Source organism: Nitrospinota bacterium, assembly GCA_016235255.1.
Lineage (GTDB): Bacteria > Nitrospinota_A > UBA7883 > UBA7883 > JACRLM01 > JACRLM01.
Window position 1 is genome coordinate 16,084 of sequence record JACRLM010000033.1, and the last position, 22,081, is coordinate 38,164.

At 56.4% G+C, this 22,081-nt stretch carries 19 protein-coding genes; 5 read left to right on the forward strand and 14 right to left on the reverse strand.

Annotated elements, in window-relative coordinates; translation table 11 throughout:
* The first annotated feature begins 45 nt into the window (after positions 1-45).
* Positions 46-1,236: a polysulfide reductase NrfD gene (gene nrfD / locus HZB29_04435; GenBank protein ID MBI5814840.1), complete on the forward strand. Its 1,191-nt coding sequence runs from the start codon at positions 46-48 to the stop codon at positions 1,234-1,236.
* Positions 1,237-1,291: 55 nt separating this feature from the next.
* Here nrfD and HZB29_04440 read toward each other — a convergent pair whose 3' ends face one another.
* The 9 genes from HZB29_04440 to HZB29_04480 form a co-directional block, all read right to left on the reverse strand.
* Positions 1,292-2,017: a hypothetical protein gene (locus tag HZB29_04440; GenBank protein ID MBI5814841.1), complete on the reverse strand. Its 726-nt coding sequence runs from the start codon at positions 2,015-2,017 to the stop codon at positions 1,292-1,294.
* Between the two features lie 51 nt (positions 2,018-2,068).
* Positions 2,069-2,650 carry a hypothetical protein gene (locus tag HZB29_04445; GenBank protein MBI5814842.1) on the reverse strand — a complete coding sequence of 194 codons (582 nt, stop codon included), beginning with the start codon at positions 2,648-2,650 and terminating at the stop codon, positions 2,069-2,071.
* A 112-nt stretch (positions 2,651-2,762) separates the two neighbouring features.
* Positions 2,763-4,007, reverse strand: a complete 1,245-nt coding sequence (locus tag HZB29_04450) for a c-type cytochrome (protein ID MBI5814843.1) — start codon at positions 4,005-4,007, stop codon at positions 2,763-2,765.
* 30 nt (positions 4,008-4,037) lie between these two features.
* Positions 4,038-5,579 (reverse strand): cytochrome ubiquinol oxidase subunit I, encoded by a 1,542-nt coding sequence (locus tag HZB29_04455; protein ID MBI5814844.1) that lies wholly within the window; start codon positions 5,577-5,579, stop codon positions 4,038-4,040.
* A 14-nt stretch (positions 5,580-5,593) separates the two neighbouring features.
* Complete coding sequence (locus tag HZB29_04460; GenBank protein ID MBI5814845.1) at positions 5,594-6,124, reverse strand: hypothetical protein; 531 nt, start codon at positions 6,122-6,124, stop codon at positions 5,594-5,596.
* On the reverse strand, positions 6,112-6,723 hold the full coding sequence (locus HZB29_04465; GenBank protein ID MBI5814846.1) for a 4Fe-4S dicluster domain-containing protein: 612 nt from the start codon (positions 6,721-6,723) through the stop codon (positions 6,112-6,114). The genes HZB29_04460 and HZB29_04465 overlap by 13 nt, the downstream gene beginning before the upstream one ends.
* A gap of 9 nt (positions 6,724-6,732) precedes the next feature.
* Positions 6,733-9,312, reverse strand: a complete 2,580-nt coding sequence (locus HZB29_04470; protein MBI5814847.1) for a molybdopterin-dependent oxidoreductase — start codon at positions 9,310-9,312, stop codon at positions 6,733-6,735.
* Position 9,313: 1 nt separating this feature from the next.
* Complete coding sequence (locus tag HZB29_04475; protein MBI5814848.1) at positions 9,314-9,526, reverse strand: hypothetical protein; 213 nt, start codon at positions 9,524-9,526, stop codon at positions 9,314-9,316.
* 566 nt (positions 9,527-10,092) lie between these two features.
* A complete protein-coding gene (locus HZB29_04480) occupies positions 10,093-11,298 on the reverse strand; it encodes a molybdopterin molybdotransferase MoeA (protein ID MBI5814849.1) in 1,206 nt (401 codons plus the stop codon).
* A gap of 214 nt (positions 11,299-11,512) precedes the next feature.
* Here HZB29_04480 and HZB29_04485 point away from each other — a divergent pair, with 214 nt between their 5' ends.
* Positions 11,513-12,148: a molecular chaperone TorD family protein gene (locus HZB29_04485; GenBank protein MBI5814850.1), complete on the forward strand. Its 636-nt coding sequence runs from the start codon at positions 11,513-11,515 to the stop codon at positions 12,146-12,148.
* 11 nt (positions 12,149-12,159) lie between these two features.
* Here HZB29_04485 and HZB29_04490 read toward each other — a convergent pair whose 3' ends face one another.
* Both HZB29_04490 and HZB29_04495 read right to left on the reverse strand, forming a co-directional pair.
* Positions 12,160-13,980, reverse strand: a complete 1,821-nt coding sequence (locus tag HZB29_04490) for a radical SAM protein (protein ID MBI5814851.1) — start codon at positions 13,978-13,980, stop codon at positions 12,160-12,162.
* Positions 13,977-15,167, reverse strand: a complete 1,191-nt coding sequence (locus tag HZB29_04495) for a universal stress protein (GenBank protein ID MBI5814852.1) — start codon at positions 15,165-15,167, stop codon at positions 13,977-13,979. The genes HZB29_04490 and HZB29_04495 overlap by 4 nt, the downstream gene beginning before the upstream one ends.
* 341 nt (positions 15,168-15,508) lie before the next feature.
* On the opposite strand from HZB29_04495, the gene HZB29_04500 reads away from it, so the two are divergent.
* Together HZB29_04500 and HZB29_04505 are read left to right on the forward strand one after the other, a co-directional pair.
* Positions 15,509-16,378: a P-loop NTPase gene (locus HZB29_04500; protein MBI5814853.1), complete on the forward strand. Its 870-nt coding sequence runs from the start codon at positions 15,509-15,511 to the stop codon at positions 16,376-16,378.
* A gap of 45 nt (positions 16,379-16,423) precedes the next feature.
* Positions 16,424-16,795, forward strand: coding sequence for a PCP reductase family protein (locus tag HZB29_04505; GenBank protein MBI5814854.1), 372 nt, complete (start codon positions 16,424-16,426; stop codon positions 16,793-16,795).
* A gap of 33 nt (positions 16,796-16,828) precedes the next feature.
* On the opposite strand, the gene HZB29_04510 is transcribed toward HZB29_04505, so the two are convergent.
* The 3 genes from HZB29_04510 to phnD are packed head-to-tail and all read right to left on the reverse strand — an operon-like array spanning position 16,829 to position 20,969.
* Complete coding sequence (locus HZB29_04510; protein MBI5814855.1) at positions 16,829-18,211, reverse strand: sigma-54-dependent Fis family transcriptional regulator; 1,383 nt, start codon at positions 18,209-18,211, stop codon at positions 16,829-16,831.
* 41 nt (positions 18,212-18,252) lie between these two features.
* Positions 18,253-20,088, reverse strand: a complete 1,836-nt coding sequence (locus HZB29_04515; protein ID MBI5814856.1) for a PAS domain-containing protein — start codon at positions 20,086-20,088, stop codon at positions 18,253-18,255.
* Positions 20,085-20,969, reverse strand: coding sequence for a phosphate/phosphite/phosphonate ABC transporter substrate-binding protein (gene phnD, locus HZB29_04520; protein ID MBI5814857.1), 885 nt, complete (start codon positions 20,967-20,969; stop codon positions 20,085-20,087). The genes HZB29_04515 and phnD overlap by 4 nt, the downstream gene beginning before the upstream one ends.
* A gap of 461 nt (positions 20,970-21,430) precedes the next feature.
* Between phnD and HZB29_04525 the strand changes: the two genes are divergently transcribed.
* Positions 21,431-22,081, forward strand: coding sequence for a 4Fe-4S dicluster domain-containing protein (locus tag HZB29_04525; GenBank protein MBI5814858.1), 651 nt, complete (start codon positions 21,431-21,433; stop codon positions 22,079-22,081).

Below are 22,081 nucleotides of genomic sequence, written 5' to 3' on the forward strand. Positions count from 1 at the left end.
CATGATTGGAAGGAGCGCAGGTTGAAACACAAAGTAAAGAATTTCATGTTGGCCCTTTCGGAGGTCAAGAAAGGGAGCAATCTGTATTATGGCTGGGTGGCGGGTCTTTCGGCTGTCATCCTGCTGGGGGTGATATCGTACGCCGTGCAGATGAGCAACGGCTTTATCGTCACCTCGATCAGGGACCAGGTCTCATGGGGCTTTTACATCTCAAACTTCACATTCCTTGTCGGCGTGGCGGCGGCGGCGGTGCTGCTGGTGCTTCCCGCGTACATTTATCATTTCAAGCCCATCAAGGAGATCGTGTTCCTTGGAGAAATGATGGCCATAACGGCCATTTGCATGTGCATCATGTTCGTCACGGTGGATTTGGGGCATCCGGAGCGGGTTTGGCACATGCTGCCGTTATTCGGTTCGCCAAACTTCCCCCGGTCAATGCTGACATGGGACGTGCTGGCGCTCAACGGTTACCTTATAATAAACGCCACTGTTTTCTTCTATATCATGTACAAGTTGTACGAGGGGGCGGACTATGACAAGATCATGCCCCTTGTGCTGCTGTCCATCCCATGGGCGGTGAGCATCCACACCGTCACCGCGTTCCTGTACAACGGCCTTGGCGCGCGCCCCTTCTGGAACGCCTCCATTCTGGCCCCCAGGTTTCTGGCTTCGGCGTTCTGCTCCGGCCCGGCGCTGATGATCATTGTCCTTCAGGCCATGCGCAAACTGGCGAAGGTGCCCATAGACAACAAGGCCATCTTCAAGCTGTCGGAGCTTATCGCCTTCACCATGGCCATCAACATTTTCCTGCTGGGGTGCGAGGTGTTCAAGGAGGTCTATTCCGACAGCATCCACCTGTACTCGCTCAAGTATCTTTATTTCGGGCTTCACGGCCACAACGGCCTGGTTTTCTGGATGTGGACCGCGCTTCTGTTCAACAGCGCAAGCCTGTTTTTGTTTCTATACCCCAAGACCTCGCAGAATATAAAATACGTCAACGCCGCATGTGTCATGACATTTATCGGCGTTTACATAGAGAAGGGGTTTGGACTGATCATCCCCGGGTTCGTGCCGGACACTCTAGGTGAGATATACGACTATTCACCTTCGTGGGTGGAAATCGGCGTGACGATGGGCATTTGGGCGGCGGGCGCGTTGATATACACAATGCTGTTCAAGTTCGCATACCCCATTTACAGCAAGAATTTGCGGGGCGTGGGGGAGGAGACCGTTTAGACGGAAATCCGGAGCTGAAGGGCGATTCTCCGGTCCGCAGGCCGGCAACGCACTTTTAATCAGCGGCCGGCGCGCGTTTTCCTGTCACCCAGATGTTCGCAATAAAGGCGCTGGAGGCGGCGTTAAGGCCCCAATCGAAGCCGCATCGCATATCAAAGGCTTCGATTGGAATTATCACTCCAAATCCGGCGTATGCCTGACTCTCACCGGATTCCGCGCCTTTACCGAAAATCTCGGCTCCCGGCCTCAATACACCGAAATCATTTTCGATGATATAGCCTGCTTTCCAGCCACGTTCAGGCCTCGCCGGCCTTTCATCGGAGAATCCGCCAGCGTTCATATGCATCGCCCATGACCCCCAATAGACCGACGCCAGGTACACGGCCTCCACTCCCGCGCGGTTCTCACCTTCGAGAGGCGGCGCAATCAATACTTCAACACCCATATTGACAGCGCCATGCAAAGGGACCCATTTCAGGCCCATGCCCATTTCATCTAGCTTTACAGGGGCGCCGCCGTATTTGAATTCCGAGATAATTTCCAGATGCGATGGAAGCCCAACGTTAAACCGGGCCAGGAGGCTGTTGGCGTGGTTTTCTCCGTCATTGTCAGACGAATGAGACGAACCGAGCCTCCATTCAATAGCCCATGTATCCGCGGTGCCGGCGTCAGTGGAATTATACGGCGGGAAAGCGTACGAATTCTGCGCCGCTGCGCATGTCAGCGACATGAAAGTGATAAACACTGGAAACAGACATGAACGGTTTTTAATGGCACTCATGCTCGCCGCCCCATGGCAGACATATGTGGAAACTATCGTGACGGAGCTTGATTATTTACCCTGTGGCGCAATGGCGTCATATGTAAAATCGTCAAACGAGGTGGCGCTGTCCGCTTTTGTCCATACCCCCACGGCTCCGGGCCCTTTTATGCTTTCATCTTCAACCCGCAGATACTCCTTGCCGTCCAAGGTGACGGTGATCGTCTTGCCGGAAAAACTCGCGCCCAAAACGGCCCATTTGCCTTTCTCCACCGTGGCGTGGGCGTACTTGATCAAATGGCGCAAGCCATCCTCCATATAGAACAGCCCCAGGTTCTGTTCAAGAGCGTTGACCCTGGCCACATAATAGTTGCCGCTGTTTTTCCAGCGGAAAATCACGCCCCCGGCCTGGTCCTCCCTGCCGGCGATGGGCTTTACCTTCACTTCAACATGGCCATCTTCGATATGGACATCTTTCTTGACACACCATGCAAACACGGCGGAGCCTGACTGATTCAGGACATTTTGGCGGCTTGGCGCCGTGGGGTCTTCTTTGACCGACCATTTCGTTGAGATCGAGCCGGTTGCCCCCGCCGTCCAACCGGCAGGCGGGGCGCCGGCCGGGACGTTGTCGAATGAATCCGTCTCGCTTATTGCGGCGGAGCTTAAAACAGCGGCAAGGGCGAAAGCAAAAAACGCCATTTTCATGATCTTTAAATCCATGCATTTGTCAAAATGCGGGACAGGAGACCGTCTCCCCCCCTCTTCAATCCCAATATTTTTCTTTTGCCTGGATTGCCGCCGTTCCCTCAGGCTTTGGCCGCTCAACAGGATCGGCCTTCCCAAGCTTTCCTTTTGAGTAGAAGGACCACTCGTAGGCGGCAACTTTCCAAATCTGCTCATCCGACAGCATCTCGCCCCAGGCGGACATCGGATTGTCCTTTGCGTACCCATACTTGATAATCTGGAACCACCGGGCCTCTGTGAGGTTCTCCATGTCCGGCGATTTGGTGAAGTCCGGCGCTCCCTCGAAAAGCGGCTTTCCATCCTTGCCGTGGCAGACATGGCAGGCCACGTCCGGATTGACCACCCCTTCGTACAGCTTCTGTCCCTCCGCCACTATCGCGGCGTTTGTCCACCATCCTTCGGGCATATTCTCCGTGGAGACATGCAACGCGCTTTTCAGGTTCTCAAGATAAGTGACCATCGCCACCAGCTCATCCTTTGAAAGCTGCTTGCCATAGTAGTCGGGCATGGAGCGTGCGACCTTTGGGTTGTCCGCGAAAGGCTTTAGCACTTCCTTGTACGGGTCCACTATGGACTCCGTGATCTTCTCCGGCTTGCCCATGTCTATTTCAGACAGGTTCGGCCCGCGTTTCACCTCGCCCCCCGGGGCGTTGTTGTGGCAGTTAAAGCACTCGAAGTCCTTGAACACCTGGGCGCCGGCCTTGATGACCGTCTCTTTGTCTGCGCCGGCCAGGGAAAGGGTGGCCTGCTTGAGCTTGGCTATCTCGTTCTCCGGCTCATATTGCGGCAGGACCGTGGACGTGAAAAGATACAGCGCCGACGTGCCGGCGTAGAGGATGAGCATGTTGTTCAAGCTTTTAAGCCCGGTGGGCTCGGCCATGTCCGGCTTGAATTCAAGGAAAATGAAAAGGAACAACCCAAGCAGGGCGAAGACTATCATGGTGGCGATGAATATGGGCGGGAACTTTAGCAGGCTGGCGGCGCCCCACAATGTCACAATCATGGCGGCGCCGGACAGCACGAAGTAATATCCAATGACCCTCGGCACGGACGTCCCCCCGGTGGCGGACCGCGCCGCGCCAAAGTCGGACAGGGCGAAATAGACGAGATACGGCAGCGTGAAAGCGGAGAACATCACGCCGAAGCTCGACGGCATTTTGTATATGGTGAAAGTCAGGGCCCAGACCAGGACATTGGCGGCCAAAAGTCCGATGGCCTTTTGTTTGAATTTATTCCTGGACTCGGCGTTCACGGTGAAACCCATTAAAATCGCCTCCCGGCATGCGGTCTTCCTTCAGTCATGCTTTTTCGCCTCCACGTTCACCCGCAGGCTGAACCAGATAATGAAACTGAACACCGTGAAAAAGCCGAGCGTGATCAGTGTGGTCATGGCTCCGGAATATTGCAGCGTGGGCGTGTAGGACTCCAGCGTGGTGTCTTTGACCTGCAGGTAAACGTGGTTGGACTTGCGCACAAGCTCCCTTACGGCGCCCATGAGGTTCATCAGCCATATGTCCGAAAACCCAAGGAAAATAAGGATGTATTGCGCCAGGGGATCCACCTTGCCCCAGGCCACCTGGCCTGTCTTGACCGACCGGTTGTACAGGAAGAAGTTGGCGAACGTGCAAAGGCAGATGATCACCGCCGCAAGGTTCTTGGCCTTCATGAGCGCCAGATAGCCCAGATGCGACGGCAGTTCCGTCCCAATGACCCTCATCCCCGGCTCCGGAACCATTGTCGCGAAATAGTGGCGCGGAAGGAACCAGATCATGGCCCCAAAGAAGATGAGGACATAGTTGACCTTCATCCACCCCTCAAACCTTTCCGCCCCGGTGATGCGCTTCATGGACAGCCACATGTACAGGTTGGAGGCCACAAAAAGAAACCCGACAAGCACCGCCTGCGCCTCGAAATACATCGAAAGCCTGTCGGACATCATGTACATGCCCAGGCTGGCGTCGTACATGTAAAACTCGTAGGCGTAGATATAGCCCATTATCGGCAGCGGGATCATGGCGCCAAGCCCGATAAGGTTTCCGATGTACCCCTGCCAGTCATAGTATTTCTTGTCCTCCACGTTCCTGGACATGAAGTACATGTATGCGGATATGATGCACACCATGTATCCGCCGAAAGTGATGTTGCCGATGAGCCGGTGGAAGTTCAGGGGCATCCATGTGAAGTTGTGGATGTTGTCCCACAGGGTGGGGTTGTCTATTCCCCTGGGCGGCGTGTTCATATAGCTGGACGGAGCGTTGAGGATAAAGAGGGTGAACACCCCCACGCAGTTGAGCAGGAAACCGATTCCGATGTGGGCCAGTTTCTTTGTTTTAGTTCCCGACAGCGGGCCCCAGCTGTAATAGTACATGTACATCAGGATGGTCTCGGCTATGAACGACGCGGGATATATGACAAGCCATATCAGGTCGAACTTGTAGAAAAGGTAGTATGTGATTTTCGGATAAAGCCCGAAAAGAAGCAACGCGAAAGACCCGCCCAGAAGCGCCGTGAGCGAGTAGCAGAACGCGGTGACCTTGATCACTTCCTTTGCCAGACGCTCGTACCTGTAGTCAGCGCTCCACAAATACAACGCCTCGGAGACGAGCACGAAAAAAGGCACGCCAAGTATGAACGAGGCGAAAAGAATATGCATCTGGGCGGCGATCCATATGATAGCCCTGTTGCCCATAAGGGGAAAATCAATGGAAGGCATGTGCTCCGGCACCGGCGGCACCTTCTGCGCCCACGCAGTTTCCGGAAACATCAACGCCAGCCCCGCCAGCGCAACTATGGCTCCGGCGCCAATCGCCATAGCGGCGGCGCTGCCTGCCCTCATCCCGTCCCCGGATTTCATAATCCCCTGTGCATATAAAGTTCCAGCGGCGCTCCGATGTCGAACGGGACCTTTTTCAGGTGCCTGTCCTTGTAGATATACTTGACCGTGGGCGTGTCTTTCTTTTCCGTGTTGCTTAACAGCAGCAAGCCGTCCGGTGTTTTCAGCGGAACATATTTCAAGAAGTCTTCCATGCCGTAAAAGAAAGTCCCCGGCCCTTCCTCCTGATGGCATTTAAGGCAGGGATCAGGTTTATAATAAAACACCGTCTTGACGTCGGACATTGTGGCCCTGCGTTGCGTGATGATGAGGAATGGCGCTTCCAAGTCAAACCAGTCGTCATCCCATGCCGAGCCGGCCGGCGGCTTTAGCACGGAGGCGGGAACCCTCTGGCCGAAAACCGGCGAGCCGCTGGCAGTGACCTCGTCCACCTTGTCGGGAACCATCAGGGCGCGGAAATAGTTGTCCGAATTCCTGATAAACAGCCCGTACCACAATACCCCGCCGAGGAAAACCGCGGCCAGGCCCGCGAATTTTATTTTTTCCATTGGCTCCTCCTGGGTCTGGGTTTGAGGAATATGTTGCTCGGTCCGGTGCCGTGGGTGTCCATGTCGATCATTTGCCGCCCTTCCGCCTCCACCCTCTTTAAAAGCTCCTCGCGCGGGCCGAAATCCAGCGCCTGCGTGGGGCATTTCATCATGCAGGCCGGCTTGGAGCCGCCGGGAGCGCCCGGCTGCCTGTCCACCTTGTGGACGCAGAACGTGCATTTGTCCACCACCAGATAGCCGTATTTGTTCTTCTGCGGCGAAAGCCGGATCGCCCCGTATGGACACGCGAATTCGCAGAACCGGTCCCCGTCGCACTTGTCCGGGATGATAAGAACGCGCCCGTCGGACTCCCGTTTTTCTATCGCCTTCCCCTCCACCGGGCAGGCGGCGATGCAGGCTGGCTTTTCGCAATGCTGGCAGTTCATGTACACCGGGAACAGGGCCGGGTCCTTGCTCTGGTCCGGCCCCATCAACACCACTTCGTTGCGCTGATATTCCGCCCGCACATGGTTCTCAAGCTTGCATGCGATCACGCAGCTGCGGCAGTACATGCACCTTTCCGTGTCCACAAGAAAGGCCATTTGCTGTTTTACCGCCATGGTCCGCTCCTACTTTCCACCAGCGCCGCTTCCGCCGCCAAGTTCCTCGGCCGGGTGCCCGACCTTGTATATCTGCAGGCCGGGATGGGAACTGATGGCGCAAAGCTGCGTCTTGTAGCACACCTGGCCTGAAAGGGTGTCGTAATACGTTTCCGTGAGGTTGTTCACCGAGTCCCAGACGCGACGGTCCATGGCCGTTCTCACAACCTGCTTGAGGCCAAAACCCATGGGAACGAAAACAGTATTCGGCTGAATGCCGTCCCACACCACGGCGGGCCCCTCGATGAATCCCCGGGGCGTCTCCAGCTTTATGTAGTCGCCGCTTTGGACGTTCATCTGCTTGGCCACGTCCGGATGTATCTGGATGTACCTGTCGCCGGATTGCTGCACAAGCCCCCACGCCCAGTGCGTGATGCTGTGGAAGTGCAGGGCGTTCGGGCGGCCGGTGGTGAACTGGAACGGGAATTTTTTCCTCAATTCCTCCAGTTCCTTCCCCGGCGCCACACCGATTTTCACTTTATGCACAAGGTTGCCCCCGGCGGTGTTGGCCACGGTGGGGCTCAAAATAAACTCGTCCAGGTACTGCAACGTCGGCAGGCCGTCCAGATTCTCCGGGGATGTGTAGAAAACGGGGATCGCCGAATGCCCGGTCGGCTCAAGGCGCCCCTGAAGCTCCTTGGTGTATATTTCCACCTTGCCCGACGGCGTGAGAAACCGCTTTCCGCCGAATATGCCGCGCCATTCAGGTTTGTCCAGGTACATGACGGAAGTGCCGGGATGGGAAGCTGTCGGGCAGGGCCACCGCAGCGGCGTGGACATCTTTTCCATCCGGTCGGCGGTCATTCCGGCGGAAGTCTTGTCGTTGGCCGGATTGACCGTGTTCCACAAAGAGCGGGTGTCCAGCCATTCGGCTTTTAAGTTTTCCTTCCAATAGGCGGGAGGATGCTTTTTGTCCAGTTCCGCCATTTTCTGCCCCATCTCTATCCATATCCGCGAGTCTATGCGGCTTTCACCGACAGGTTCGACAACCTTGCTGTTCCAGCGTATCCCGCGGTCGCACCGGCGCATGCCCACCGCCTCCACCTCGTAAAATGTGGTGGTGGGAAGGATGTAGTCGGCGAAATAGCAGTCCTCCTGCGGGAAAAGATTGAGAGAGACGAACAGGTCGAGTTTTTTGAGCGCCTCCTGTGTCCGCTTGTTGCTGGCGTTCTGCGTCATCATGTTTCCGGCGTATATTATGCCGTGTATCTGGTAAGGCTTGCCTGTAAGGACCGATTCCACAAAATAGTCCGGATGGGGCGGAAGCCCGGGTTCCGTGATAGGTTCGGCCCCCTTTATGGGAGGGAGGGTGAGGCCCACCGGGCTGTTGTGAAGAAAATTGGCCCCGCCGCCGGGAATTCCGATATTGCCGGTTATCGCGGCCAGAAAAGCGATAACACGGTAAGTGTCCACCGCGTTTACCTGGTGGGCGATTCCGGCGTTGGTGATTATCGCCGCCGGCTTGGTTGTGGCGTACCTTTCGGCCACTTCCCTTATCGTGGCCTCCGGCACGCCCGTGATCCTTTCCGCCCATTTCGGGCTGTAGCCCTTGCCCAGCACATGGCTTTGAAGCTCGGAAAATCCAAGGACCCACCCGGAAACGAAATTCCTGTCATAAAGGCCGCGTTCGATGACATGGTGGATCATCCCGTAAACAAAGGCCATGTCCGTTCCACACTTTATCGGTATCCAAAGGTTTGCCCCGGCGCCTGTGAACGTCATGCGCGGGTCCACCACAGCCCATTGCGCCCCCACCGCCTGCCTTCGCAGCTGCATATACCCGTGGAGCACCGGATGGGTCTCCGCGTGGTTGGAACCGAGCCATAGCACGAATTTGGAATCACCCAGATCTTCCGTGCCGGTTATCGGATCGGGTCCGTAACCGTTGGTCTGGCCGGTGTTCCCGAAAGTCATCTTGAGGGCAACCCCTCCGCCATCGTTGCAAACGATGCCTTCATGCGTGGTGTTCGGGCTTCCGAAAAGCTCCATAAACCGCCATTGCAGGGCCGGTGTGTCCCTTGTCTGCCTGCCGGTGGCCTTTGCGGCCACCGCCTTGGCGCCGTGTTTTCCCTTTATCTCCAAAAGTTTCGAGCATATTTCCGTGTACGCCTGCTCCCAGGAGATAGGCTCGAAATTGGACGTGGGTTTGTCCCCCACGCGCTTCATCGGTTTAAGTAGACGGTGTTTGTTGTAGATAAGCTGTGGTATGGACTGCCCCTTGGCGCAAAGCCTGCCTCTTTGAACAGGATCGTCCGGCTCGCCGTAAACGTTATAGACCCTGCCCTCCTTGATATGCACATGATGCCTGCAACTCGAAGGGCAGAACGAGCATCCCGATTTCACGACGCCGTCTATTTTCTGTCCGTCTTCAGGCCTGTGTATCACATTTTCGGTGAATGGATAAGCTATAAGCGGATCCCCGACTCTTGCCGCCAGCCCCCTGCGCTGCAGGCTGCTTTTCGGCGCGGGATAGCATCCGGCCCCCGCGGCCATCGCGGCGGGGGCCAGTTTTAAAAACGTCCTGCGGCTTAATTGAAACTTGTCCGCCATCTTAATAATCGCTCCCCGGCATGGATTTCATGCCAAGCCGCTTTTCAAGTATCCATTTTTTCTTTTTCAGCGCATCAGAAGGGGCCATGGAAATCCCCTCTCCGCAAAACGGGGATCCGCCGTTTGAACCTGGCCGCGCTTTCAGGCCAAGCATGGCTCCCGCGATTCCCAGTCCCGCCAGAACAAGCGACTTGAGAAAAAAGATTCTTCGCATCCGCTATCCTTGCTGTTAATGTCCGACAACTATGCGGAAAAGTATCCGTGTGATTTTTTCCACGGACATATAGCCGATGCGGGAACAAATCAGCAGCGCTCTTAATGGTATTCTCGCGGCAAACCCGCCCAATGCCGTCACAGTAAAGAATGTCGCTCCACAATTAATCCCCCACATCATGGATTCAAAACATACGACTTAAAGTCATCAAGCAAATATCAAGCCATGCATTGCCGGATAGCCCGGTTTTCTCAAATTGGCCGGTTCTTTACGAGCATAACATTCATGCGCCCAAGCTTTCACAAGGCCATGAAAAAATATTGCTTAACCTCATTATTTCTTTTCCCGGCGTTTGATTGGGAGGTAATTTCATTGATGTTTCAATTGGTTTTTTTATTTATTTGACCGGTGCGCTTTACTTTATCATTAAAGAGGCGTGTTCCATTTTTTAACACCTTTATTAAAATCCAGTCGCCTGCATCTGATGTTTCACTGATTCAATAGCTAATCGCAACGCTACAGCTGCCATTAAGGTATTGAGGCGTCAACGTTATGGGAGCAAGTCATTACAAGTCGAAAAACCTCGCGTCAACGTTTGACCCGGCCGCGACTTCCGAAACGCCGATGGGGATTTTTATAAGCCCGTTTGCCCCTGAGAGGGCGTGGAAATGGCCGGACCCGTGATATGAGATTCGCCGGGCCGCAAGACGTTCCCCTTCCCATGCCAGCGACACCGGGACGTATTCCTCCCGCTCCGCGTTCTTGCGCTTGAATTCCTTGTCCAGTACAGCCTTTATCATTGGAGCCGGGAGGGCTGGCGCGCCGGAAAAACGGCGGAGCGCCCCCTTTATGAACAGTTCGAAAATTACCGCCGTGGAAACAGGGTTGCCCGGCAGGCCGAAGGCGTATCGCGGGCCGTCCGCCACGGCGAATAGCATCGGTTTTCCGGGCCGGACGCGCACATGGTGGACGAGAATCTTATATCCGGCCCGCTCCAGAACTTTCGGGACGAAATCCCGGTCCCCCTCAGAAACGCCGCCGGAGATGAGCAGGAAATCGTGTTCGCGCCCCTTTGCGGCCTTCGCCGCCAAATCTTCTTCGTTATCCTTGGCGATACCCAGAATAACAGGAGTGATTCCCAATCCTTTCACCTGGGCGCAAAGCGAGTATGTGTTGGAGTTTCGTATCTGGCCCGGCCCCGGTTTTACGGACGGGGCCACAAGTTCGTCCCCCGTCGCCAATACCGCCACCGACGGCAGGCCGCGCACTTCCACAGGATCGGCCCCCACAGCCGCCAGCGCGGCCATCTGGGCAAAGCCGATGACGGCGCCGCTCTTAAGGACGGTGTCCCCTTTGGCCACATCCTCCCCGCGTCTGGCCACGTTTGTCCACTGTTTGGCCGATGCGTTGATTTTCGCCTTTTGCCCAACATCAACATAGCCGCCGGTCTTTTCCACCTGTATCACCCCGTCCGCCCCTTCCGGCAAAGGGGCGCCTGTCATAACCTTGCTCACCTTGCCGCGCGTCAGCGCGATTTGCGGGAAAGCCCCGGCGGGGACATATTCAACGACCTCGTATTCCCCCGGCCCGTCCGGGCTGATGACCGCATAGCCGTCCATGGTCACCCTGTTGAACGGCGGGATGTCCACATCCGAAACGGCGTCTTTTGCAAGCGTCCTTCCCAGCGCTTCCGCCAGGTGGACCATGCCGGTGGACGCGGACTGCATGATATTATCCGCGATGATTTTCAATGCTTCTTCCACGAGGATCATTTTATGCGCCTGCAAGCCGGGTTATTATTTTTTATAAACGATCTGTCCGGACATCATATCCCATCCCCGGTGTCCCCCCCCAAAAATTGGTCCCAATGCCGCGTTGATGCGTTATACTTCATTGCCATGGCCGAGTTCAATAACCAAGCGCTACGCCCAGGCTGCCATGAATATATGGAGGCATGAGCGTTATGGAACGGGAAATTGCGGGCACATGAACGTGGATTCTGACGTTTCCGAAATATTTCATACTCTCTCCGAGATATTCAAGCCGCCTGAAGAAAGTTTCGCGGGCCAGCTGTTTTCTTCGCGGGTCAAGATCGCGCTGGACGGATGGGCGCGAAAAGCCGGGTTCGATCTTGATTGCCCGGCGGTCCCGGAGGGCGCCGCGGTGGATGAATCATCTTTCTTCTCCGCGATGAGCAGAGAGTATTTCTCCATCTTCGAGGGGCCTATGAGCCCTTTCACCCCCCTCATAGAGTCTGTCCACAAACCATGGGATAAAAGCGGCCAATCCTCGCTCGGCCCGCAAACCGGCTATTTTTTCGGCGACCCGGCCATTGACATGATGTCCCGGTTCACGCAGGCGCGGATGGAAATCCCTGGAGATTACAGCCACGCGCCGGATCATTTGTGCCTTCTTCTGGAGTATTACGCGATGATGGGCGGGGATTTTTCCGCCGGGGCCAGGCAAGAATTCCTGGCGGGCCATTTCGACTGGCTCGGGCAGGTGTGGGAGGAGGTAACCTCAAACCCCTCCGCCCTCATCTATCCACCCATGCTCAAGTACGCGATGGGTATCATCGCCGCCGAAACGGCCAGGGTGAGCGGGCTTGCCGGCGGTTTGTAAGGCCGCCATCATCATTTGGCCGGGAATCTGGCGAACGGCGAGTTCTCCATCGCCCGGTCAAGCGCTTCGCCGGTGACATATTTATAACCATTCTCCCTGGCGAATTTCTCGATGAAACCGCGCGCCATCGGGCGGAACGCCTCCGGAGCTTTCTCCAGCCTTTGGCTCGCCTCGGGGGTCCATCCCATTTTCTCCCCGGCGCCGTCCGAAAAGAAGGAACCGAATTTAGCCATGATGCTTTCGTTCTTGCCTGTCCTCCCCTCCAGCATCGTCTTTATGTTTTCGATGACTTCCCGCTTGCGGCTGTCTTTTCCGGATTTGCCCCCGGCCGCGTCCCAGGCTTCCATGCTCAAGCTTTCAAATCCCATTTTCCTCATCCGGCGGGTCACCAGCATCATGGACTCGTCGCGTATCTCAGAGAGGAATTCAGACGTTATCCTGTCCACCCCCCGTTCCCGCGCGCGGATGGGCATGAGCTTGAGTATGCCGGGGCGCACGAAATCAGGCGCGTTTTCCACCCTGGCCCGGGCGTCTTCGTCCCATTCCACCTCGCCGCCTGCATTTGCATTCTGTCTGCGGCCGAACATCGGCGCTCCGGACGGGGCGGGCGCGGCCGCCCGCAAAAGATCGTTGGTGACGGTCTTCGCGGCGTGTTTGGCGGCGTATTCCTCCACGCGCCGCCGGACGATGGCCCGGGCGAACACCGGTATCTTCTCCATCGTTTTAAGCGCTTCGGCCGACCACTCCACAGGCGTGGCGGATTCTTCCCCGAACTTGCTGCGCGTGTCGGCGCATACCAACGGTTCCTCCGCCCCATCTGGCTGATACAGGCAATACGGGTCCTCCCCCATTTCATCGCCGTTGGACGCCAGCGCCCTTGCCCTGCATCCGCCGCAAAGCAGACGATATGCGCAATCGCCGCATTTGCCCCGGTATTCCGGAATCCGGAATTTTTCAAGCTCCGGCGAGTGGCTCCAGACAGACTGGAACCCGCTCTCCCTCAGGTCGCCGGCCTCTATGTCCATATAAGGGCACGGTGTGACCTTGCCGTCCGGCTTTATCCTGCAATAATGGGTTCCCGCCCGGCATGCGGCGATGTATGTCTTCAGCAACGGGTCATCCGCGTTGGACTGGGCCAATATCCGCTTGAAGTGGGGGGCGCATTTGGGGCGGATCATCATGCCCGGATACTCGTTTCGCGCCCGCGAGGCCCATTGAAGTATCCGTTCATATTCTTCCGCGGATATGTCCGCCATCTTTTCCCCCCGTCCAGTGCAGATCAGGAAAAAGATGTTGAACGCCCTGGCGCCCATTCTATGCGCCCACTCGGCTATTATCGGGATTTCCGCCGCGTTGCCCGCTCTTGGCGTGGTTTGAACCTGGATGTCCAGTCCCGCTTCCCTTGCGTTGGCAAGTCCTTCAACCGATCTGCCCCACGCCCCGGGAATACCCCGGAACTCGTCATGACGCTTCGGGTCCATGGAATCTATGCTTATCCCCACGCCGCTGACGCCGGATTGTTTGAGCGCCGCCGCTGTCTTGGCGTCGAGGAGAGTTCCGTTCGTCCCGATAACTGTGATAAGCCCATGCCCCGCCGCGCGGGATGCGATATCGAAAATGTCCGTTCTCAGCAAAGGCTCGCCGCCGGTCAGGATGAGCACCGCGCCGGGATTTACCCGCGCGATCTGGTCCGTGACCGCCAGGGCCTCCTGCGCGGAAAGCTCATATGTGTCCCTGGCGGCTCGTCCTCCCGCGCTTATGTAGCAATGGGAGCACGCAAGGTTGCACCGGGAAGTGAGGTTCCACGATACCGCGTAGGGGATGAAACTCACCTTCCCGGCTCCAGCCGCGCCCGCGCCTGTTTCATCATTTCCGCGGTTATTACCCTGGCCCCGGCGCGCCGCGCCTCCGCCTCCATATGGGCGCGTATCATGTTCCGCACGAATCCAGGCGCGCGGCCGAGCATTTCAACCGCTTCGTTTTCCCACTCAACCGGATCGGAGCGCGGTTCGTCCTTCGGCCTTGGCGTCACCGCGCGGCTTACCAGCGTCACATTGCATGGAGCGCCCCGCAGCAGCGTCTCCGCGTTGGAGCCTATGTCCAGCCCGTCGGTGGAATGGACGCCAAGCTTGCCCAGGATCAGCATGGCGATGTCCTTGCCGCCGAGCCACTTTAGAATCTCGTCGTAAGGCTTTCCGGCCAGAACGATCCCCTCGGCCTCCACCCCCTCGTCAGCGGCCATTTTCAACGCCGTTTCAAGGTGATTGCGGTATATTTTCTCCAGGCCCGAGTCAATTATTTCCTCGTGAAGCTTTTCCTGCTCCTCGAAACGGAACACCTGCCTGGCCTCTTCGGACAGCGCGCCCGCGATGCTTTTGAACGCGCGATAGTGGAAATGGGGATCATAGACTGTCAGCGCGGTTATCCGGCATCCCAGGTGTTTTGCCATGGAGATCGCGGTGGACATCGCCGCGAAAGACCACCCGCTCCCGTCTATCCCGGCCACCACGCGCCCTCCCCGCAACGGCCTGTCGTTCTTCATCACCACGGCGTCCACCTGGATGCGCCGCGTCACCCGTTCGCAAACGCTTCCAAGCTGGGTTGACGTTGTTTCTCCGATCCCCTTGGCGCCCATCGCCACAAGGTCGTAGCCGGAGTTTTCAACGTCCTTTACGATCTCATGGTAATTCTTTCCCTCCATCGTCTTTCGCTCGCAGGGGACTTTGCGCTCCTCGCACTTCTTGCCCAAAATGTCCAGAAACGAGTCCGAGACCACCTTCAGACCTTTTTCGATGAGCGTGGAATGTATCTGCCTTTGCCGGACAAGCTCATCTGGATTCTGGAATTGCTCCGGAAGACCCGGCTCCATCTGTATGAACCTGTTCTCGTGAAGGCGGGCGGCGTAAACATGGTTCCCGGTGACCTTCGCGCCGAAAACGCTGGCCAGGTCCGCGGAAAGGTCCACAGCCCAATCCGAATACCTGGAGTTGTCCACCATCACCAGAATGTTCTTGTACATAGGCCATGTCCTTTTTGATTGAAGTATCGCTTACATTGTAATGACAAGCAATGGATATGCCCAATCAACCCAAAAGCCGCCCTGTATGCGGCGGCAACGCAATGGACTGAAAATCCGGCTTTTATAGTGCATGTTAAGGCGCCGTGATTGATTAGGGGATTTTCGCTTTCTTGCGCTTTGCCAGTTCATTGGAAACCATGCGCCAAAATGGAACTGATTTAGCCGTACGCTTGAAGCATAATCCGTGGCCCTTTAATTCAGGCGCGCAGGACTTTGTAATCCCGTTTCTTTTAATTAAACACAAATTGGAGCGATAATTGCTTTCACAGGCGAGATATGACATGCAAACCAAATTGAGGGACGCCAACGTGAAAAGATATTCGGAAGTGGCGGGAGACGGGGGATCGGGGATACTCGAGCAAGTCGCCGGATGGATGGCGGCTCTAAATAAACGGGTTGAAAAAATCCGCCACATAATCGTGATCGTCAGCGCGAAAGGGGGCGTGGGCAAAAGTTTTGTCACTGCCATGCTGGCAAAAGAGCTTGCCGGGCGGGGTCACCTGACCGGCGCGCTGGACGCGGACATCAACGGCTCTTCGCTGCCATACCTTTTGGACGCGGAGTCCCACCGGGCGTCAATCGGCGAAAACGGCGCCCTTCCCGCCCGCGGGAGCTTCGGCGTGAAAGTAATGTCCCTCGATTATTTCATCGGCCTCGACGGCGCGCCCGTTTCATGGCAGGGCCCGTCGGCCACCTATCCGTGGCTTGGCTCCATGGAAGCCACCGCGATAAGAGAGCTGCTCGCCGGTTCGGACTGGGGCGAACTGGACTACCTGTTGATAGACACTCCTCCTTCCCTCGCCCGGCTCACCGATCTGACGGGGATGCTGCCATCAATCAGCGGGGTGGTGGTGGTGACCACTCCGTCGAAGGTCTCATACCGGGTTGTGTTAAAGTCAATGGAGCGGATTTACGATACCGGCGCGCCGGTGATAGGGCTGGTGGAGAACATGGGCGGCATGGTGTGCCGGGAGTGCGGCGCGCGTTCGCCCGTTTTCAACGGAGAGGACATGGGCGGAGCCCTGGATTACATTAAGCTTCCACTGCTGGGCACGGTCCCGTTCGTCAGCGAAGAAGGCATTGGGGCCGCCAAGGCCGCCATAAGCGGCATTTGCGGTGAAATCATACAGCGGGCCGGCGCGGCCGCGTGAAGGAGGATCCGGATGAAGTTCGTTTGTTTAAAATGCGATGAGGCCATGGCCATAAAATCCGTGAACGGCGACAGCGACGGCTCCGCCGGGATAACGTTCACATGCCCCGCGTGCGGTGGCGGCGCGCTGATGCTGATAAATCCCATGGAGGCGCAGCTTGTAAAGGGGATGGGGGTGCATGTGGGGCTCGGGGCGGCCATGACGCCGCGTGGCCCGATGGAGACAATCGAAAGCTCGCTGCAAAAAACCGCGCCAGACGAAGAGGTGGAGTGGGCCATGGACGCGCGGGAACGGCTGATGCGCGTGCCGGCGATCGCAAGGCCGATGGCGAAAATGGCAATAGAGCGCCACGCGCGCAAGAGCGGCGCGCGGCGGGTCACCATCGAGCTTATGGACGAGGTCAAAAAACATATGTGACCACGTCTTGCTGCTGGAAGCCCCGCCCGCGGGTCAACCGCTTTTCGCGGCGCTCTCGGCCATGGCGGGCATCTTGATCTTGTACCGCTTGATTTTCCTCCATAGCGTGTTGCGTCCGATGGCCAGCAGGTCGGCGGTCTTTTTCTGGTTATAGTTGTTCGACTTGAGTATCTCAAGGATATACCTTTTTTCCAGCTCGTCGAGGGTGATAGGGTTTTGCGCGGCGGCGTAGGCCAGGCTCACCTCCACGCCGCACAGGGATTTTGGCAGGTCGTCCGTCCCGATTACGTTCCCCTTGCACAGCGCCACGGCGCTTTCCACGCAATTTTCCAGCTCGCGCACGTTGCCTGGCCACGGATGCTCCAGCAGCTTGTTCAACGCTTCGCTTGTGAATCCCTTGATGTCCCTGCGCATGGAGGACGCGAATTTTTCAAGAAAATGGTTGCACAGCAAAAGCACGTCCCCCCGCCGTTCGCGCAGGGGCGGAATGCTTATCTCCACCACGCGCAGCCTGTAATAAAGGTCCTCCCGGAATTCGCCGGTCTTGACCATTTCGGCCAGCTTCCTGTTGGAGGCGGCTATGATGCGGGTGTTTATCTTCACGATCTCGTTGGCGCCCAGCCGCTGGATCGTCTTGCTCTGCAGCACCCTTAAAAGTTTTGTTTGCAGCGACAGGGGCATGGACCCTACTTCATCGAGAAACAACGTCCCTCCGTCGGATTCCTCGAAAAGCCCCACCCGGTTGGACACCGCTCCGGTGAAAGATCCCTTGACGTGCCCAAAAAGCTCGCTTTCAAGCAGGTTTTCGTTTATCCCGCCGCAATTGATGGCCACGAAGGGGCCCGACGTGCGCAGGCTGGAGCTGTGGATCGCCCTGGCGATAAGGTCCTTTCCGGTGCCGTTCTCCCCCTCCACAAGCACGGCGACGTCCGTCTCCGCTATCCTTTGCACGACGTCTAGCACGTCGGCTATCTGGGTGCTTTCGCCCAGGATGTTGTGGAACCCGTATTTCCTGCGGAACTCCTTGCGCAGATTTTTCACCTCCGCCACCAGGCTCTTGTGTTCGAGCGCCTTGGAGACGGTGACAAGCAGCTTGTTGGAGTCTATCGGTTTTATGATGTAGTCGAAGGCGCCAAGCTTGATCGCCTCCACCGCGGATTCGAACGAGCCGTATGCGGTGAAAATTATCACCTCGGTCCTGCTGTTCATCATCTTGGCGTATTCGAGGGTTTCCCTCCCGTCGCCGTCCTTCAAACGCAGGTCGGTGAGCACAAGGTCGTATATTTTCCTGTCCAGCAGCTTTTTCGCCTCGGCGACGCCGGAAGCGGTGTCCACGTTATGCCCCTCGTTGCTGAAAAGTATCTGGAGCGTTGTCAGTATTGACCGTTCATCATCGGCAATTAGCAGATTACTCATCGTTCCCAGACCGCTGAATGCATTGTTTCAAGCCTCCGTTATCAGTTGCGCGGCAACAGGACGCGGAAATCGGATCCTTTACCCGGGTTGCTGGTCATTTCGATTTTTCCATTGTGCAGTTCCACGATTCTTTTGACTATCGCCATTCCAAGTCCAAGCCCGCCGCTTTTCTTCGTGTAAAACGGGGTGAAACAGTTGTTAATCTCCTCATTGGTCATCCCCACGCCGGTGTCGGTCACGCGGAAATACACGAAGCCGTCGTCAACCCCGCTTGAGACCTTCAGCGAGCCGCCGTTCTCCATGGACTGTATGCCGTTGATGACAAGGTTCCAGACGATCTGCTTTATCTGGTTTGCGTCCGCGTGGATGGACGGCAACTCCCCCGCAAAATCCTTCACAAGCTCGAAAGGCGCCGCCGACCCGTTGCGGTGGTGCATCGCCAGGTTGAGCGCGTCGTCGAGGATGTGGTTGATGTCGCACAATCCTTTGCGCGGGTGGCGCTCATGGGCGAAGCCGAGGAAATCGTTAAGCGTGGCGTTGAGCCTGGCAGCCTCCTTTTCAATGACCGAAAGCAGGTTTTTGCGCTGTTCGTCGGTGATCTTGGACGAGCCGCTGGAGACAAGCTGCAACGCGGTTATCAATGCGTTCAACGGGTTTCTTATCTCGTGCGCCAGGCTTGCGGCCATCTGCCCCATGAGCGCCAGGTGCTCCTTGCGCTTGAGGTCTTCTTTCAAAATGGCGTGGGTCGTGGTGTCCAGCGAAAGCTCCAGGGCGCCGATCACCTGGTTGTCCGAGTTGTGGAGAGGCGCGGCCATTATCTGGAAAGTCCGCTCATCGCCGCCGGACACCGGCTTTTTCGATTCGCAAGTGATTATTTCGCCGTTGAGAAGCGCCTCCTTGGCGGGGCAGGAGGGGCAAGACGTGAAACTTGAGTCCCCTTTATGGAGGCATCTGCTCCCCAACGTGTCGCCGAACCATTCGGTGTGGATACGGTTCTGCCAGATGACCGTCATGGTGGTGTCCACCACGATCATCCCGGCCTGCATGCCGTGGAGGATATTGTCCAGCTTTTCCTTCTCCAGCCGAAGCTCGCTTAAGACAGAATCGTAGCGGCCTATGATGGCGTTGACGAAATCGTTGAACCGGGCGATCTCGTCCTTGGTCGAATAATGGCTGATGTGTATGTCGTCCAGAACACTTGTGCGCATCTGGCTTATGCGGTGGACCGTCCTGTCTATCGGGCGGAGTATCCGGATCGCGGCAAGATAACCGAGCAACGCCGCCACCGAGGCCAGCGCCACGCTGATGCCTATCACTTTGAGGCGGAGCTTTCCGATGGTCGTGACGTACTGCCTGTCGGACACGCCGGTGACCACGGTGCCTATCCGCTCTCCGTTGATGGCGATGGGGGCCGCCGCCACGAACACCCTGGACCCCACCGGTTTGTTATCAACCCGAAGCTCCACACCCTGAGGCATTTCACCCGTGGAAACGCCGGGAATAACCAGGTCCGACCCTATAGGATACTCCAACGGATTCGAATGGGCGGCGATTTTTCCGGCGGCGTCGAGTATGGCGGCGTATTCGATGAAGTGCAGCCCTTCGAAAGGAGCCGGAACAACCCGCGTGGCGTCACGCACGGCGTTGTACATTTCCCATGTGTCCTTGCGGATGAGCGGAGTGGCGCTCCTGTTGGAAAGGTTTATGGCGGTGTGGACGGCGTTGTGCTTAAGCTCCACTTCAAGATATTTCAGGCTCTCCTGGTAGATGAAAAGCGACAACAGGGCGGAGCAGGTAAGAATCGAGCCGATCAGAAGGAAACTTATTTTCCCGCCTACAGGGGCGTCAAACCTCAGTCTCTTCAACGGGGAGATCATTTCGGAGAGGCCACTTTTTGAAATGACACCGACCTGCGCATCCTGCGGATCGAATCATAGTCCGAGTCCTTCATCCGCTCGAATTTCTCCAGCGCCATCGAGTTTAGCGCCGCCCGGCCCTCCGGGTCGTTATGCAGGGTAAGAAAAATATCCTGAATGCGCGCTTTAATCCGCTTGTCCAGTCCGGGCCTGATCACAAACGGGGTGAACGGCATGAAATCCGACTTCTGGATTATTTTGGTCTGGGATATCAATTCCGGATGTATTTTGCCGACCCATTCCCAGACATAACTGTCCACGTTCGCGGCGTCCGCAAGGTGTGAGGCCACCGCCTCAATCGAGCTTGAATGGCTGTATGTGAAGAACCGCGTCTTGAAAAACGACTCCGGAGTCTCCTTTATCCTGCTCAAATTATACACAGGCACAAGAAATCCGGAATTGGACATAGGATCCGAAAACGCGAATATCTTTCCGCGAAGGTCTTCCAATGAAGCGGCCTTGCTGTCCTTGTGGACAATGAGGAGCGATTGGTAATAAGGCTTTCCGTTGAAAACGGGGGCGGCCAAAAGCTCCAGCCCGAATTTTTCATGGTCAAGAACGTATGGCAGGCCGCAAACAAAAGCCACGTCCACCCCGCCGCTTTCAAGAAGCGAACTCATCTCCTGGTAAGATTTTCGGTAGATCGTCTCCACCGGAATGTTCAGCCGCTTTTCGATAATGTGGATCAGCTTTTTATGCGTCGCCACGTCCGACTCAACCGCAACGGCCGTCAGCCCGAACCGCAGCCGCGTCTTGCCGCCGTTTTCCTGATTGTCCGCCCATGCCTTGGCCGGCGTCAAAAGCCAGCCAGCCAGGATGGCTGCAAATGCGAGCTTAACCATCAGACATGAATTGTGTCTTGAAAAAAAGAGTTTAGGCCACCAAACCTTGTTTGAATACTCTAGCATAATTCCTCGCGCAAGAATTAAGTACACAGCAAGCATGGCGCCACCATGCGCTTAAGATGGGCGTTATTGTGCGCTTTAACTGAGGGAAAATCAGGTGGTTATAACAAAGGATTGCTAGGTTAATTAGCAATAATTCAACAGTTCAATAACTGGCTCCAATTTGGAACGCGAATGTTCCAATGTCGGCCCCCAATCTTCCCATATTCTTAACCTGAATTGACATCCACCTCGTCAATACCTGCGTTATTAAAGCCGCGTTCCGCGATTATTCGATGCGGGACACAATTAGGCATCCGTATTGCTATATGGGCTTTGGGGGTATCCATGTAGTCATCCCTCCGAATGGGGCGCGTTGTTACAGGGCTTTGAGTATTCCTAGTAACAGGGGAAAAATTATGGCAAAACAGATGGTGATGGTAATTGACTTAAGACGTTGCATCGGGTGCCAGGCTTGCACAGTCGCCTGCAAGACCGAGAACAAGGTGGGGCTTGGGCGGTGGAGGACAATGGTCCGCACGTATGAAAAGGGGCAGTACCCGAACGCCAAGAGGTATTTCTTCCCCACATTGTGCAACCAGTGCGGCAGTTGCATGAAAGCGTCGAAGAAATCCGGAGGCGACATGTTCTTCAAGAGGCCGGACGGGATAATTGATTTCGACCAGGCCAAGGCCAAGAAGGACGCTTCCGGCGTTTATGAGGCGGCTGCGATCGAGGCATGCCCTGTGGAGGCGGTGTCGTGGGACAAGCACACCGGCCTGCCGGACAAATGCAATTTCTGCGCTCACAGGGTGGACGCGGGGCTTATGCCCGCCTGTGTGCAGACCTGCATAGGCAAGTCCCGTGTTTTCGGCGACTTGAACGATCCGGACAGCGAGGTGAGCAAACTTATCGCGCAAAACGGAGTGGCGCAGGCCAAGGAGAAGGAAAAGTGCCCCGGTGTTTATTACATTGGACTGGACATGTTCTTCTCCATGGGCATGGAAGGCTTCCGCGAGGTTACTCCTGCCGAATTCACGTCCGGCAAATACAAGATGCAACAGGCATAA